13 protein-coding genes are annotated in these 15,736 nt (G+C 49.5%); 6 read left to right on the top strand and 7 right to left on the bottom strand.

From position 1 onward, the window contains the following. Window positions 1–5 precede the first annotated feature (5 nt). The 4 genes from JS578_04700 to JS578_04685 form a co-directional block, all read right to left on the bottom strand. Complete coding sequence (locus JS578_04700; GenBank protein QRX64548.1) at window positions 6–1,148, bottom strand: aspartate aminotransferase family protein; 1,143 nt, start codon at window positions 1,146–1,148, stop codon at window positions 6–8. Window positions 1,149–1,245: 97 nt separating this feature from the next. Next, window positions 1,246–2,220: an N-acetyl-gamma-glutamyl-phosphate reductase gene (locus JS578_04695; GenBank protein QRX64547.1), complete on the bottom strand. Its 975-nt coding sequence runs from the start codon at window positions 2,218–2,220 to the stop codon at window positions 1,246–1,248. Then, window positions 2,207–3,403: an argininosuccinate synthase gene (gene argG, locus JS578_04690; GenBank protein QRX64546.1), complete on the bottom strand. Its 1,197-nt coding sequence runs from the start codon at window positions 3,401–3,403 to the stop codon at window positions 2,207–2,209. Before argG ends, JS578_04695 begins: the two co-directional genes overlap by 14 nt. Then, entirely contained in the window at window positions 3,400–4,017 is a 618-nt protein-coding gene (locus tag JS578_04685; GenBank protein QRX64545.1) for a GNAT family N-acetyltransferase, read from the bottom strand. The genes argG and JS578_04685 overlap by 4 nt, the downstream gene beginning before the upstream one ends. Window positions 4,018–4,432: 415 nt before the next feature. On the opposite strand from JS578_04685, the gene JS578_04680 reads away from it, so the two are divergent. The 5 genes from JS578_04680 to JS578_04660 all read left to right on the top strand — a co-directional run bounded on the left by JS578_04680 (window position 4,433) and on the right by JS578_04660 (window position 10,162). Further along, window positions 4,433–5,764, top strand: a complete 1,332-nt coding sequence (locus tag JS578_04680; protein QRX64544.1) for a lysine 2,3-aminomutase — start codon at window positions 4,433–4,435, stop codon at window positions 5,762–5,764. A 193-nt stretch (window positions 5,765–5,957) separates the two neighbouring features. After that, a complete protein-coding gene (locus JS578_04675) occupies window positions 5,958–6,722 on the top strand; it encodes a ParA family protein (protein ID QRX64543.1) in 765 nt (254 codons plus the stop codon). A gap of 24 nt (window positions 6,723–6,746) precedes the next feature. Continuing rightward, window positions 6,747–7,646, top strand: a complete 900-nt coding sequence (locus tag JS578_04670) for a ParB/RepB/Spo0J family partition protein (protein QRX64542.1) — start codon at window positions 6,747–6,749, stop codon at window positions 7,644–7,646. A gap of 7 nt (window positions 7,647–7,653) precedes the next feature. After that, window positions 7,654–8,373, top strand: a complete 720-nt coding sequence (locus tag JS578_04665; GenBank protein QRX64541.1) for a hypothetical protein — start codon at window positions 7,654–7,656, stop codon at window positions 8,371–8,373. Window positions 8,374–8,455: 82 nt separating this feature from the next. Beyond that, complete coding sequence (locus JS578_04660) at window positions 8,456–10,162, top strand: transglycosylase SLT domain-containing protein (GenBank protein QRX64540.1); 1,707 nt, start codon at window positions 8,456–8,458, stop codon at window positions 10,160–10,162. Between the two features lie 85 nt (window positions 10,163–10,247). Here JS578_04660 and JS578_04655 read toward each other — a convergent pair whose 3' ends face one another. Continuing rightward, window positions 10,248–12,434, bottom strand: a complete 2,187-nt coding sequence (locus JS578_04655) for a trypsin-like peptidase domain-containing protein (GenBank protein ID QRX64539.1) — start codon at window positions 12,432–12,434, stop codon at window positions 10,248–10,250. A 120-nt stretch (window positions 12,435–12,554) separates the two neighbouring features. Between JS578_04655 and JS578_04650 the strand changes: the two genes are divergently transcribed. Next, window positions 12,555–13,322 carry a TIGR02757 family protein gene (locus JS578_04650; protein QRX64919.1) on the top strand — a complete coding sequence of 256 codons (768 nt, stop codon included), beginning with the start codon at window positions 12,555–12,557 and terminating at the stop codon, window positions 13,320–13,322. On the opposite strand, the gene prfB is transcribed toward JS578_04650, so the two are convergent. Then, window positions 13,319–14,429 (bottom strand): peptide chain release factor 2 gene (prfB, locus tag JS578_04645; GenBank protein QRX64538.1). Its coding sequence is split into 2 segments (ribosomal slippage): window positions 13,319–14,365 and window positions 14,367–14,429, totalling 1,110 coding nucleotides; the frame shifts between segments, so codons are not numbered across the junction. The two genes, JS578_04650 and prfB, sit on opposite strands and share 4 nt — an antisense overlap. A gap of 68 nt (window positions 14,430–14,497) precedes the next feature. Continuing rightward, a complete protein-coding gene (locus JS578_04640) occupies window positions 14,498–15,496 on the bottom strand; it encodes a C40 family peptidase (GenBank protein ID QRX64537.1) in 999 nt (332 codons plus the stop codon). Between the last annotated feature and the right edge of the window lie 240 nt (window positions 15,497–15,736).

The following is a 15,736-nucleotide window of genomic DNA, read 5'->3' as shown; positions in this document are numbered from 1 at the left end:
ATTCATCAGATTGATTTCACTGTAGCCTCGATTGATTCCCGCAGCGCTGCCAGAAATTGATTCGCTTCTGCCTTTGTGATGGACAGTGGGGGCAGCAACCGCATCACATTGTTCTTTGCACCTCCGGTAAAGATATGGTGGCGGAAGAGCAGCTCGTTCCTGATCCCAGAAAGATGAGGTTGAAATGATATTCCGATCATCAGTCCCCGGCCGCGAATCTCTGTAATCCCTTCCAGCCTGGAGATTTCCTTCATAAGGTGATCACCTGTTTTCCGGGCATTTGCCATCAAAGACTCCTCCTTCATCACGTCAAGCACCGCGATTGCGGCTACACAGGCCAGGTGATTGCCGCCGAAGGTGGTCCCCAGCATTCCTTTTTTGGCTTCGAAATGAGGTGATATCAACACTCCTCCGATAGGGAAGCCATTGCCCATCCCTTTGGCTGTGGTAATGATGTCTGGCCGGATGCCGGCAGCCTGGTGGGCGAAGAAATCACCGGTACGACCATATCCCGATTGAATCTCATCGAGAATCAACGGAGTTGCATAAAGGCTGCAAAGTTCGCGCAAAGCCTTCAGAAAAGTATTGTCGGGAGTATAAATGCCCGCAACACCTTGTATTCCCTCAATCAGTACCGCTGCCACATCTCCTTTTTGCAACTCTTGTCCCACAACTTCCGGGTTGTTCAATGGCAGGAAGGTCACCTGGTGTCCCTTGTTAAAGGGGGCTTGTATTGCCGGGTTGTCTGTCACCGCCACAGCACCGGAGGTGCGGCCGTGGAATGCTTCACTGAATGCGATCACCCGACTCCTTCCGGTGTGGAATGAGGCCAGCTTCAATGCATTCTCGTTTGCTTCGGCTCCTGAGTTACAGAGAAAGAGGGAGTAGTCCGGGTAGCCGCTCAGTTCACCCAGTTTCTCAGCCAGTTCCAGCTGCAGTGAGTTCTGTACCGAATTGGAGTAGAACCCAAGCTTAGCGACCTGTTTTTGCAACGCCTCTACCTGTCGGGGGTGTGAGTGTCCTATTGAGATCACTGCATGACCACCATAGAGATCAAGGTACTCCGTACCGTTTTTATCCCAAACCCGGCATCCGTTCCCCTTTACCGGTTCAATATCCCATAAGCTGTACACATCGAAAAGTCTCATATGCTGATTTGTTGATTCGTTGATTCTCTGAAGCCTCGATTGAAAGTTGCCCAGTCCTCACATTCTCATAGCTTCACACCCATCTGTCTGAATGTCTTTAAAATGCTGTTCCTTTCAGTTTCAGCCCAATTGTTTCATCCAGCCCGAACATCAGGTTCATGTTCTGCACCGCCTGTCCGGAGGCTCCTTTCACCAGGTTGTCGATGATGGAGGTGATGTGGATGTATCCGTTGTGAAAATCTATGTGCAGCAGTCCTTTGTTGCTGTTCACCACCTCTTTCAGGCTGATGCTCTTATCAGAAACAAAGACGAAGGGTGAAGAAGCATAGTATGCCTTGTATCGTTCAATCATCTCCTTTCCCGACATCGTGCCCATCCATTTGGTGTAGACGCTGGCAAAGATGCCGCGGGTGAAATCGCCACGCATCGGCACAAAATTGATCTGTGGCAGATTGCTGCTCCCGGCTGCCATCAATGTATTGCCGATCTCTTCCAGGTGCTGGTGCGTGAAAGGCTTGTAAACCGACAGGTTGTTGTCGCGATAGCTGAAATGGGTGGTTTCCCCCGGTTTCTTGCCGGCACCGGTAGAGCCGGTGATGGCATGCACGTGGATCTCCTCTTTCAGCAGGTTCTCAGCAGCCAGGGGCAGTAGTGCCAGCATGATGGAGGTGGCAAAACATCCCGGGTTGGCCACTTGGTCTGTATTGCGGATCTTTTCCCTGTTTAGTTCGCACAGCCCGAAAATGAACTCCTTCCCTTCAAAAACAGGTTCATTGCGGAAGTCATTGCCCAGGTCGATGACCTTACAACCCTGCGGAAGTTGGTTTTTTTCAAGGAAATTACGCGAGAGACCGTGGCCAAGGCAAAGGAAGATCACATCGGGATGGTTGAATGTTTCAGTGAAAATCAGATCGGTTTCCCCCAGCAGGTCCCGGTGCACCTCGGCTACCGGTATCCCTACAGAGGTGGTGCTGATCACTGATTCTATTTCTACCTGTGGGTGACGCAGCAGGATACGCAACAGCTCTCCTGCCGTGTATCCCGTTCCGCCTGCTATGCTAACTCTGATCATGATCGTGGATGGTATAGTAAATTTTCAGCGGATTGGCGGTCACCCTGGTGAAGCCCACCACATCCTGTCCGGAGAATGATTTGTTCGATTCGCCATACTCACCAAAACGGGAACTCATCAGGTCATGGTCGCTGGTGCAACCCAACACCGCAAAGTGGTAGGGCCGCAACTCTATCTGCACCTCGCCGGTCACAAATTGCTGAGTATCGGTGAGGAAGGTTTCGATGTTGCGCATCACCGGCTCAAGGTATTGTGCCTCGTGCATCAGCTGTCCATACCAGTTGGAAAGCTGATCCTTCCAATAGAGCTGCTGCTTTGTGAGCACATGCTTCTCAAGCAGGTGGTGTGCCTTCACGATGATCAGCGGAGCCGGTGCTTCAAAAGCCACCCTTCCTTTTGTGCCGATGATGGTGTCACCCACATGCACATCGCGACCGATGCCATATTTAGATGCTACCTTATGTAAATGGTGTATCAGTGCAACAGGGTTCATCTTTTCACCGTTGAACGACACCGGTTCCCCTTTTGCAAATCCGATGGTGATGCGTTCCGCCCCACCGGCTGTCACCTGTGAAGGGTAAGCCTCTTCAGGCAGCACGCCGGAAGATTTCAATGTCTCCACGCCTCCCACGCTAGTGCCCCAGATACCCTGGTTGATGGAGTATTTCGATTTCTCCCAGGAGAAATCAAATCCTTTCTCCTTGAGGTAATCAATCTCCTGCTGGCGCGACAGCGCCAGCTCCCGGATGGGAGCCAGAATCATCACCTCGGGTGCCAGTACTTCGAATACCAGATCGAAGCGCACCTGGTCGTTGCCGGCGCCGGTGCTGCCATGTGCCACGTATTCTGCACCTACCTTCTTTACGTGATCCAGCACTGCCATTGCCTGAAAGAATCGTTCAGAACTAACCGAGAGGGGGTAGGTGTTATTTTTTAACACATTGCCGAATATCAGGTATTTGATTCCGCGGGCATAGTAATCATCCACGGCGTCGATGCAGGTATGTGAGGCAGCACCCAGCGTGAGGGCACGCTCTTCAATCTGTTTCGCCTCTTCGGCAGAGAACCCGCCGGTGTTTACAATCACGGTGTGCACATCCAGCCCTTTCTCATTCATCAGCCAGGGTACACAAAACGACGTGTCGAGACCGCCGCTGAATGCCAATACTACTTTTTCCTTCATTTCTTAAACATTTTATTTGTTTTCCTCGTCTTTATAACCGGTTTGACCACTTTTTTGGCAAAGGGACTCGCCTCCTGCACGGGTTTTGCCTTGGGGTCAAAGAGCAAACCAGTGCAAAGGCACATCTTGTGGCTGTTGCGCTGTAGGATGTCATAGTTGCGACATCCCTGACAACCCTTCCAGAATTCTGCATCGTCGGTCAGCTCGGAAAAGGTGACCGGCTTAAATCCCAATTCGGTATTCATCTTCATCACCGCAAGACCGGTGGTGATACTGAAGATCTTGGCGTTGGGGTACAGCTTGCGCGATAAATCGAAGATCCTTCTTTTGATCTTTTTTGCCAGCCCCTGGTTCCGATAGTCGGGATGGACCACCAATCCCGAGTTAGCCACGAATCGCTGGTGGCTGAAAGTCTCAATATAGGCAAATCCCACAAGGCGTTCTCCGTCAAGGGCAATCACTGCTTTTCCGGCATCAATTTTTTCAGCCACATATTCGGCACTGCGCCGGGCAATACCAGTGCCCCGGGCTTGTGCCGATTCGTATATGAGGTCGCAGATCTCCTGCGCGTACCCTATGTAGCTGCTGTTGGCTATATGAATTTCTACATTCATCCTAAAACAAAAAAAAATTAAATGGTTGTTGATTGACGCCGAAAGACCGACGTATAAAGCGAGAGAACTACAGGCATAGGATTGCCTGCATTTGTTAAAAGCATCGTCGGACCAGGTCGTTAGCTTTGCGGGAGTGTCTATGTGAATATACCATACTCATTGGGAGGCAAAAGTAATCATTATATTTGTAAATAGAACTGATTTCTGAAAAAAATCTTTTGTTCAGAGATGAATTCAATCAATCTGTTTATTTTTATGCTAAATTCATAATTGGCAATCATGATAATTTGTCTTTTTGATAGGTTTTTACTATTTTTGTTTTTCTGAACTGCATCTCTATTCTTTGCCCATACTTTTCTGGCTGGATTTACTTTCATCTCCTGTGGTTCATCAACTAACATAAGAACGATTCAATATGGAAACCCGGAAATACAGGAATTTTATTCTTCGCAACTACAACGACCTGCCTCAGTTGCAGAGGCTCACTGAAGAGGAACGTGAGGCCATCAGGGTAGTGGGTCAGGTGTTGCCTTTCAAGTCGAACAATTATGTGGTAGAGGAGCTGATTAACTGGGATAACGTACCCAACGATCCTATCTTCACGCTTACCTTCCCCCGCAAGGAGATGCTCTCCAAGTCTCATTACGAACAAGTGAAGAAACTGCTCGACAACAATGATGAGGCCGGGTTGAAGAAGCGGGTACATGAAATCCGTCTCAAACTGAACCCCAATCCTGCGGGACAAGAGCACAACGTACCCTCAATTGATGGTATCAAGTTGCATGGCATGCAGCATAAGTATCGTGAAACGGTACTATTCTTTCCCAGCCAGGGGCAGACCTGTCATGCCTATTGCACCTTTTGCTTTCGTTGGCCACAGTTCTCCGGCATGAACGAGTTGAAATTTGCCATGAAGGAGGCCGATCTGTTGCACCGTTATCTGAAGAAGCATACCAAGGTGTCAGATGTACTCTTTACCGGCGGTGATCCCCTTACTGCCAAAACAAATATCATGGCTGCTTATATAGAGCCTTTGTTGACAAAGGAATATGAGCATATCCGTACCATCCGAATCGGATCTAAAACACTTGGCTATTGGCCCTATCGATTTCTTACCGACAAGGATGCCGACGATTTGATGCGACTCTTCGAGAAGGTGACCAAGGCGGGTAAGCACCTCGCGTTTCAGGCCCATTTCAATCATCCCGTGGAGCTCTCAACCGATGCTGTAAAGCAGGCAATTGATCGAATCCGCAACACAGGTGCTCAAATCAGGACACAGTCGCCCCTGCTGCGTCATATAAACGATGATTCTCAGTTGTGGGCCACGATGTGGAGAGATCAGGTCAACCTCGGATTGATTCCCTACTATATGTTTGTGGCGCGTGATACAGGATCAAAGGCATTCTTTGATGTGCCACTGGAGAAGGCCTGGAAGATCTTCCGCAAGGCTTATCGCAACGTGAGCGGTGTGGCACGAACGGTGCGGGGTCCGAGCATGAGTGCCAACCCCGGTAAGATTCAAATATTGGGCGTAACCGAGGTGCAAGGTGAAAAGGTCTTTGTTCTGCGTTTCATTCAGTGTCGCAATCCAAATCTGGTAGATATTCCATTTTTTGCGAAATATGACAAGAAAGCCACCTGGTTTGATGAATTGGTGCCTGCATTTGGTGAAGAGCAGTTTTTCTTTGAAAAGGATAACTTGCTGGGTCGGCACGGTAAGGACACTGATTTTTTGTGGGAGTAGTGGGAGAATGACAGCCACTTTTCTGATTTATCAACAAAATAGCGAACCTTTTCATTAATTAACACAGTATTATTTGAATTATTGCTTATTTTGCCCCTTCAAAAAGCCCTTGGGGAAGTGCCGTGTTTCATTGATTCGGTATTCTTTCTCTTTTCTGTGATGAGAAAAGATAGGTGGCTGTAAATGAGGATATATGGGTAGGATCATCGCACTGGCAAATCAAAAAGGAGGGGTGGGGAAAACAACCACCACGATTAACCTGGCGGCATCTCTTGCCGCACTGGAAAAAAAAGTACTTGTTGTGGATGCCGATCCGCAGGCGAACGCCTCCTCCGGATTGGGTATTGATATCAAGAAGGTCAAAAACACAATCTATGAAGGACTGATTGGTAAGTGCGCACCACGCGAGGCGGTACACCATACTCCGTTTGAACATATTGACATCATCTCCTCGCACATCAACCTAGTTGGGGCAGAGCTGGAGATGGTGCAGATGGAAAACAGAGAACGCAGACTACGCGACCTGTTGCTGCCGCTCAACGATGCCTATGATTTCATTTTGATCGACTGCTCTCCATCACTGGGGATCATTACGGTAAATGCGCTCACGGCAGCCGACGCAGTGATGATTCCGGTTCAATGCGAATATTTTGCACTGGAGGGGTTAAGCAAGTTGCTCAATACCATCAAGATTATCAAGTCGAAGTTGAACAGGCGATTGGAAATTGAGGGTTTTGTACTCACCATGTACGACTCCCGCCTGCGCCTCCACAACCAGATCTACGAGGAGGTGAAACACCATTTCAAGGAGTTGGTTTTTAACACTGTTATTCAGCGAAATATCACTCTCAGCGAGTCACAAAGCCATGCCAAACCGGCATTGATGTATGATGCCGGTTCCCGTGGAGCCATCAACCACATGCAGCTGGCACAAGAGCTTATCGAAAAAAAATCCTAACTTTGCACCCTAACCCGATGAACGATGGCGAAAAAAAATGCATTAGGAAGAGGTTTGGACGCGCTGATCACCTTCAATGAGAGTGAGGCCAGTGGTTCATCTTCCATCAGTGAGGTGGAACTTGACAAGATCATTCCCAACCCCGATCAGCCGCGGAGGGCATTCAGCGAGGAGGGTTTGAATGAGCTGGCTGCTTCTATCCGCTCCATTGGTGTGATCCAGCCTGTCACGCTACGCAAACTGGATGAAGAGAGTTATCAAATCATTGCCGGTGAGCGGCGCTACCGTGCTTCGCAGATGGCGGGTCTCCATTCCATTCCCGCGTATATTAAGATTGCCGATGAAGATGAGACCATGGAGATGGCGCTCATCGAGAACATACAACGGGAAGACCTTAACTCAATAGAGATAGCCCTGGCATACCAGACCCTCATCAAAACCCTCTCCCTCACGCAGGAGCAATTAAGCGAACGGGTGGGCAAGAAAAGAGCCACGGTGACTAACTATCTGCGTTTGTTGAAACTCCCTGCCGAAGTGCAGATGGGTGTCAAGGACAAGAAAATAGAAATGGGGCATGCCCGTGCACTGGTCACCATTGATGATCCGGTGACACAGTTGGCCATTTACAACAACATTATCGAAGAGGGCCTTTCTGTACGCAAGGTAGAGATGATGGTACGGGAGAAGAGTGATGCTGACAGCGTCAAACCGAAGTCAAGCAGAAAGAGAAGTTCAGGAGATCGTCTCTCCCGGCAGATGCAGGATGGTGAGTTTGATGCATTGAAGCAGCACCTCTCCACCTATTTCCGTACCGATGTCCAGTTTACCTGCAACAAGAGCGGGAAAGGAAAAATCACCATCCCGTTTCACACACCTGAGGAGCTGGAACGGCTGATCGTGATGTTCGACAAAATGAATAAATGAGCGCAGGATGAAGCAAGCTGCATTTCTACTCGGTTTGATCTTTGCCTTTGGATCAACATTGCTGCAGGCACAGGAAATCACTGCCCCTGCAATGTCTCCTGAGGATGAACTGTTGCCTCCTGATTCAGTCTTAACCCAAACAGTTGACACCGTCACATTTCGTGATGCGGTTGATTCCCTTCTCGTCGCCACACCATCAGACTCTTTTTTTGCTTCTTCCGAGAGTTTTCGTCCCACTCCACGAAAGGCAGTTCTCTATTCTGCTATCTTTCCCGGTATGGGACAAGTGTACAACAGGAAATACTGGAAGTTACCCATCCTCTACGGCGGATTTGTGGGCTTCACCTACGCCATCACCTGGAACAACGGGTTGTATCGTGATTATCTGGGGGCTTACCAAGATATCATGGACAGCAATCCCGAAACCAATCGCTGGCATGACCTGCTCCCATACGGCAGAGATCCGGAAACGATTGACCAGAAATGGTTCACTGATGTATTGCAGAAGAGAAAAGATTATTACAGATATTACCGCGATCTGAGCATCATTGGCACAGTGGCATTGTATATGCTTGCGATGGTCGATGCCTATGTGGATGCCCAGCTGTTCGATTTTGACATGAGCACTGATCTCTCCATGCAACTGGCTCCGGCTGTTCTCAGAGAACCACAAACCGGTATTTCGGCTGCCTCCTCTTATGGATTGCAGCTCAGTTTTAATTTTTAATGATACTCGGTTGGAGGTTGCTTCGCAGCACACTTTAATCTTAAAGGTTCACCGGGTACAACAGATGTAAAATATGATTCGTATGAATAAAAATGTCCTGCTCGCACTTTGCTCTATATGGCTGATTTCTTTCGCAAGGGCCCAGGAACCAAGGCCGGCAGAGAATGATAGCATTACCGACAATGCCATCGTATTTCCCGAAAGCATGACCGGTCAACTAAGTGAGTTGCTGCGTGACTGGCAGATTGATCTCAACGAGAGTGATGAGGAGTGCATGCGCGGAGCAAATGTGCTTTTTCCCGATTCGGTCTACATCTCTCGGCTTCACAGCATGCCAACGTTGATGGAGCTCTCATTCAACAGTGTGGTGAAACGTTACATCGAGATGTATGCTTCCCGCCGAAGGGAACAGGTGAGCTATATGCTTGCGCTTGGCGACTATTACTTCCCACTGTTTGAACAGGCGCTCGACAGGGAAGGTCTTCCCCTGGAGCTGAAGTATCTTCCTGTGATCGAGTCGGCACTCAATCCGGTTGCCGTCTCACGGGCGGGAGCTACCGGCCTTTGGCAGTTCATGCTGCGCACCGGAAAAGGCTATGGCCTGGAGGTGAACAGCCTCGTGGATGAGCGGAGGGATCCTCACAAAGCGACAGAGGCTGCGGTGCGCTATCTGAAAGATCTGTATGCAATCTATCACGACTGGAACCTTGTGATTGCCGCATACAACTGTGGCCCGGGGAACGTGAACAAAGCCATTGCCCGTAGCGGTGGTAAGCGCGACTACTGGCAGATCTATTACAGACTGCCGCGCGAAACAAGAGGCTACGTACCTGCTTTCATCGCAGCCAATTATATCATGCACCATTATGCCGACCACAACATCTGTCCGGCACATATGCAAACCTCTCTCACAGCACTTGATACGGTACATGTGAACGAACGTTTGCATCTTGATCAGGTAGCAGCCGTTTTGGAGATTCCGGTTGAAGAGCTGAGAGGCCTCAATCCGCAGTTCAGAAAAGATGTGATCCCCGGTAATTTTAAACCCTACGCATTGGTGCTCCCATCGGAAAAAATGTATGCATTTGTAGATCGACACAACGAGATCCTTGCCTACAACAAAAGTATTTACAATACCCACCGTTCAAATACCGATCACTTTTTAAACAATGGCACCCTAACCTCCGGGAATGGGGAGAATGTTTACTATCGTGTCAGGAAAGGGGACAACCTCTCTACCATTGCCCGCAGAAACGGGCTCACACTCTCACAATTGAAATCCTGGAATGGGCTGAAGTCAAACAGGATCGGAATTGGCAAGCTATTGGTAGTGGGTAGAAAGGCTGTTGTTCCACCATCCAACAATGCCGGTGAGCTTACGGCTCAACAGAGTGGGGGTGAAGATGTCGAGACTGTCAACCAATACTATCGCGTCAGAAAGGGTGATACACTGGGTAAGATTGCTCAATCCAACGGTGTTCGTGTTTCACAACTTCAGACCTGGAATGGTTTGCGGAACACACGAATCGATATTGGTGATCGGCTCATCGTGCATCAGAAAGTGATTCCCAAAGTCAAAGAAGAACCGGTTGACAACGAGTACAAACGTTCAGAGGATGTAAGAGAGGGCAGCAATATCATCTCCGATTATCTGAAAGAGCAGATGGAAAAAGTTGAACAAGAAGAGAACAACCCCGAGTCGGAGGCAGTTGCAGGAGTTGCAGATTCTGTGCAATCACAGGTCGTGCCGGCTGATGGCTCACTTGAAGAGGGAGACAACAAGCAGTAACCACAACTTACATCACCAATATCTTCCTGGCAGTTTGCGTTCCATCAGTGGTTTTGACACGGACGATGTAAACCCCTTTGGGGAGCTAAGCTGCCGGGAATGATGCCCTGTTCATACTTTTTTCAGCCCTTCCTTGCAGTATCTTCTGTCCGGAAACATAAAAGAGTTCCCATTCCAACAATTCGAAATTCGATTCCACAAAGATTCGTCCAACTTCACCGGCATAGTACGCTTTTATCTCTAAATCCTCCGTTTCAGGATCTACCGTAACGTTTTTCTTCCCAATCAGATAGGGGACAATCAAAAGAGAGGTGTTGACCGGATTCTCAATGTTCTCGGAAGAGCGCTCCCAGCCATTGCCGTTCAATATCCAGGCTGTGGAGATCTTTCCTGATCCAATTGCACGTGGTTCAGCATTGAAGACGGTGAATCCATTCGTTGTGCCGTTGGCATCGTAATAGGAGATGTAGAAGGAGCCTGTAACCGTTACCGGATGATCGAAGGCAATGTAGTTCTCCACGCTGTGTCGCATGTTGCGACCGGTAGCTGAAAAACGATTGTTGCCATAATAGAGATAACTGTATTGGTAGGATTGTTCGTGTCTTAACAACTCAGGCTTCTCGTTGCCAGTATAAACCCTGATTCTGATGTCATTTTTCAGCATGTTGCTGTTTGCTGGTGAAGAGATGAATACGCCCTCCAACAGCACCGGACCATCGGTGTAAAACTCTTCTGCAAATTCAGCATAACCAAAAGTATTGTTGGTCGCGAACATGGGGATCGATTGGTGGAGTGTTTCAACAGGTTTCTCATCGGTGCCGAAGTTCATGCTCCTGCTGTAGGGGTTGCTGGCATATGGCTCATATCCCCGAACATTGATGGCCTGTGTGCCGCCGGGATCCAGGTAATGGTTGATGGGTAGGGGATTGTCCAGTGAATCGGAAACGTTCCAGAACTTGTTGAGCGAGGCATATTGATCCGGTCCCCGCGGTGAGGAGCACATCGAAACACCACCGGTTAAGGTGCCCACAATTCGCTTCTCCCGGTCGAGGAGGGGTGATCCCGAAGAACCACCCTCAGTGGCTCCCGTTTCCCATCCTTTCATCTCCCAGTGAGCATAAGGTTTCATGTTGTATTTTGAACCGGGAAATGAGGTGACAGACAGGGAACCCTCATCCACTGCCACCTTCTTGATGCCTCCATTCGGGTGGTGGATGCCGTGAAAAGGAGCTAAGGGTGTTGCCGTCGCATCCCATCCCAGGTAATAGGGTTGGTATGTTGCAGGGGGGATATCCTTGAAGCGCAGCAGCGAGATGTCGTGTCGTTCGCTGATCAACAGCGAGTCGGCAGAGGCCAACGTCATTTGCAGGGGCCCCCGTATATCGGTAGAGCAGAGGGGCGACTGGTAGTTGAAGAATGCAACAATCGTTCCTGCTATCATGTCATATTTCCTGTTGGCAAGAAATCGAGCGTCATAATCGTTGTTGAGGCAGTGCGTTGCTGTCAGCAGATAAGGGGTTCCATCCTCCGAGGTGTTGTTCACCAGTGAGCCGGTACAGTAGGTGATTCCATTGATAATGAGTCCCACCACACCGCTCCCGGGAAGGATGTCTTCCGGGTAACAGACAATGTTGGGATGACAATCCTGAGCAGGATCACGCGGCTCTGCCGCACGGAAGATGCCACGGAAGTCATGATTCACCTCCCCAATTTCAATTTCACCCGGGAAGAGTGCATCCACCGGTTCCTGGTATTCCACGATCAGTTCATCTCCACCGATAGGCTGAACCGGAAGCATTTCCAGCTCGCTGTTGTTCTCTTCCGTGAAGGAACCCAGGATTTCTGTCTGATCTGCGTTGTAAACAAAAACAGCGGCGCCGGGGGGAAGTCTGAACTGTGTGAAAAGGATGTTGAGGGAATAGGCCCCCTTGGAGCGGATGCCTACCCGCCACACCTTCATGTGCTCCCAGTGAAAGGTGATGCCTGCGTTGTCGGGACGGATAAACTTGTGAAACTTATGGGCAAAATGGAGACTCCTCAGTGAAGACTCCTCCTGTGACGATCGCCACAATTCCGCCTCGTTGCTGAGAGGAGGCATCTCTACGTATAGATCCTCTGCAGCCGTGATGGTACGTATTCCCGGTAAGATTTCAATTGAGAGTGGTTTCCCTCCGTGACTGATTTGTCCCAATGCTGCAAAAGACGAGAGACAGGCCACAAGGGAAAGCACATATTTCAGCATGAGGCGCATATTGGTGAGGGGACGATCCATGTGATGATTTGGTTTCAGATAATGACCATTGCTTTTGATTAAACAACATTACAAATGTAACTCTTTTTAAGAAATTGAGGTACTTTTGTACCAAATATATATTGTTGAGAGATGCAAGAACTGAAAAGTTTCCTGGATGAGAAAGCCGATCAATACAACCGGAAGTCTTTCATCGTGAATGACCCCATCGCCATTCCCCACCGTTATGCCACAGACAAGGACCGGGAGATAAGTGGTCTTTTTGCTGCGCTCCTTGCCTGGGGACAGCGAAAGACCATCCTTTCAAAGTGCAATGAGCTGATGCACCGGATGGGAGATGAACCCTACCGGTTTGTCATGGAGCATGGCGAAGAGGATCTGAGGGGTCTGTTGGGTTTCAAACACCGCACTTTTAATGACACCGACTTGCTTTACTTCATCAGTTTTCTAAAAAGGCAGTACCAAAAGCATGCGTCGCTCGAAGATGCTTTTCTTTCTGATGAAGGCTTTTTTCATTCCGTGGAAGATTCACTGGTCCGATTTCAAGAAACATTCGTGAATGATCCTGATATGCCACAACGTACCAGAAAGCATGTGGCATCGCCTGCCCGCAATGCAACCTGTAAGCGGTTGAACATGTATCTGCGCTGGATGGTGCGCAGCGATGAGAGAGGTGTTGATTTCGGCATATGGAAGAGGATCCCCCAGCGGGAACTGATCTGTCCGCTCGATCTGCATGTAGATCGTACAGCACGCGCGCTAGGGTTGATCGGTCGGAAACAAACCGACTGGAAAACGGCACTCCAGCTCATGGAGTCGCTTCGCCGGTTTGACCGTGAAGATCCGGTGAAGTATGACTATGCGCTCTTCGGGTTATCTGTCAACGACGATGATTTTCCGCCACTCTAGTCGCCGCCGTATTCCATCAGGTAGGCCTTGATGAAGTCGTCAAGGTCGCCGTCCATCACACCATTCACGTCGGATGTCTGGTAGTTGGTGCGGTGATCTTTCACGCGGCGGTCGTCGAACACGTAGCTGCGAATCTGAGAACCCCATTCAATCTTCTTCTTCCCTGCCTCGATGACAGCCTGTGCGGCGCGTCGCTTCTCCAGCTCCATCTCATAGAGCTGCGACTTGAGGAGTCGCAAGGCATTTTCGCGGTTACCCATTTGCGAGCGGCTCTCGGTGTTCTCGATTACGATCTCCTGTTCTTCACCGGTATCGGGATCCTTGTGGAAGTAATGGAGGCGAACACCGGTCTCCACCTTGTTCACGTTCTGGCCTCCCGCACCGGAGGAGCGGAAGGTGTCCCAGCTCAGGTTGGCCGCATTCACCTCTATCTCGATGGTATCGTCCACCAGGGGTACCACGAATACAGATGCAAAGGAGGTCATCCTTTTTCCCTGTGCATTGTAGGGTGATACCCTCACCAGGCGATGCACCCCGTTCTCGCTTTTCAGGAATCCGTAGGCCAGATCTCCTTCCACCTGGAGGGTGGCAGTCTTGATACCGGCATCATCGCCATCCTGCCAGTTGGTGACGGTGGTCTTGTAATTCTTGCTTTCGCACCAGCGCTGGTACATGCGGAAGAGCATCGATGCCCAGTCCTGGCTCTCGGTGCCGCCGGCACCGGCGTTAATCTTCAGTACCGCTCCAAGTTTGTCCTCCTCACGGCGAAGCATGTTCTTCAGCTCCAGCTCTTCGGTCAGGCGGATTGCTTCAGCATACTGTGCATCTACCTCCTCTTCCGAGACGATGCCCTCCTTCACAAAGTCGAAAGCGAGCTGTAACTCATCAGCCACAGCCTTCACCTCCTGGTAGGCATTGATCCAGAACTTCAGTTCACGCACCACCTTCATCTGTTTCTCTGCCGCTTTGGCATCGTTCCAGAAATCGGGCGACTGGGTCCGCAGTTCCTCTTCTTCTAATTGGATGATCTTTGCATCGACGTCAAAGATACCCCCTCAGCGCATGCTCGCGCTCCAACACATCTTTCAGTTGGTCTGCCGTTATCATAATTGTTTTTGTTTTATCTGTTTGAGGTGCAAAAGTAATCAAAAGAAGCGAATGTTCCACCTCTTGTCTCACTTCGTTTGATGAGTGACAGGGATTAGCAGTTCCTCACCCGCTTTCAGAAGATCCCCCAGTTGCGGGTTGGCCTGCCTGATTTGATCAACGGTGCAGCCATACTCGCGGCTGATGGCATAGAGTGTATCACCCGGCTTCACGGTATGTCTCACCCTCCTGCTTCCTTCAACATCGGTGACGATGGGTTCCGGCAAGGTGCTTTTATCTTCCCGCAATACGGCCTGAATATCCGATTGAACTCGCTCATCCTTGTTGGGGTCATCCTGGTCGTTCGCATTCCTGCTATCCCTTGCCGGCATGTTTTTCAGCGGATCATGTTCACTGAGGAGTAACGAGTCACGCTTGTTCACCGGATTGTTCAATGTTGCTCCACCGTTGACTGCATAACCATTGTTGCCTGCTGTAAGCGGCGTAGGACGTTTCTTGTGATTTGTTGGCGTTGTTTTTTTGTTCTCCTCAGCACTCACTGGCATATTTTCCTTTAGCACCCTTCCACCCCGCAGGTAACGTGCGGCATAGTAGGGCTCGGTGGATGATGAGACGATGACGCCATAGCTGGTTGAGGCGTGGATGAAACGAAACGAACCGTGGCTGCTGACTTCTGTGACGATTCCCACGTGCCCCACCATTCCGTTGCGGGCTCTCCCCTCGAAAAATACCAGATCTCCTTTTTTGAGGCTACTTTTCTCCTCAATCGCGGGAAATTGCTGATCCTGCGCGGCTGAGCTCGAAGCAAGGTTGAAACCGAACTCTTTGAAAACGAATGAGGTGAAGCCGGAGCAATCGAAAGAATGAGGTCCTCTGCCGGCATATCGGTAGGGTTTCCCCAGGTATTTCCTACTGTAGCCGATCAACTGCTCCTGCAGGCTGTTCTTCGTGATTCTCTTTTGGGAAACCGACTGCCGCCCAGCACCACACGATGCAGCAACAACAGCAACCAGGAGGAGCGTGATGAGTTGGATTGATATGCGCTTTGTATCTACTTCTACTGACATGCAACTACTCTAAGAGGAGTACAAAAATAGGCAAATTAACTGCGCAACATGCTGATTTCATTATTTTTTAACAAAACGTCCCATCCATATAACTCTCTCCACAACCTCTGTAATATCTCTTTTTTGTTGAATGGGTGTCATCCTGAAAGAGCGTTACACCAAAAAAGTGAACCTTTTCCAATATTATGGGAAGCTATTCTTTTATTCTAACCTAATTGCATCTTTATATCCCCTCCGATA

Source organism: Dysgonomonadaceae bacterium zrk40, assembly GCA_016916535.1.
GTDB lineage: Bacteria > Bacteroidota > Bacteroidia > Bacteroidales > Dysgonomonadaceae > Proteiniphilum.
Note: the sequence above shows the minus strand (reverse complement) of the source record. Positions and strands in the feature narration are given on the sequence as shown.